This window comes from Rhizobacter sp. P3_B12, assembly GCF_056402895.1.
The window spans coordinates 1-673 of record NZ_JBFUGN010001664.1; the positions used below are offsets into that span (position 1 = coordinate 1).

2 pseudogenes are annotated in these 673 nt (G+C 71.6%); both read left to right on the top strand.

What is annotated here, in order from left to right:
• Nucleotides 1-183, top strand: a pseudogene (locus AC1D01_RS37555) (c-type cytochrome); the annotation flags it as partial.
• Nucleotides 184-344: 161 nt separating this feature from the next.
• A pseudogene (locus AC1D01_RS37560) lies at nt 345-673 on the top strand (radical SAM protein); the annotation flags it as partial.

Below are 673 nucleotides of genomic sequence, written 5' to 3' on the forward strand. Positions count from 1 at the left end.
CCGCTGCACGAGCTGTGGCGGCGCGAGCGCATCGCCGGCGATCTGCCGAACTCGGCCGAGAACCTGGCACGGTGGATCCGCGAGCCGCAACGGCTGCGCCCCGGCAGCGCGATGCCCGACCTGGGCGTCAGCGAAGCGCATGCCGGCCGCATCGCGGCCTACCTGCTGGACCCACGGCGCTGAGGTGTGCATCCCGCCATCCGGCAAGCGAGGTACCCGCTGCCGCGCCGGCCCGTACCGGCCGGCCCGCAAGCCTTGCCGAAAGTTCTGCCGGATCGCCGTGATCGACAATGCAGGCTTGCGCGGTCCCCCGCGCGCCCTGCCTTGCTTCGCTTGCTGCCCCGATGTCCACCGAAGATTTCCGCGTGCTGGCCGTGATCCCGCCGATGACGCAGCTCAACACGCCCTACCCGTCCACGGCCTATCTCACAGGCTTCCTGCGTTCGCGCGGCATCACGGCCGTGCAGGAAGACCTCGCGCTCGCGCTGGTGCTGGACCTGCTGTCCCCCACCGGCCTCGACCAGGTCCGCGAGCGTGCGCAGGCGCTGCCCGAGGCGCAGCGCTCCGCCCCGGTCGCCGGCTTCCTCGACGCCTTCGACCGCTACCGCTCGACCATCGCCCCCACGATCCGATTCCTGCAAGGGCGCGACTCCACGCTCGCGCATCGCATCGT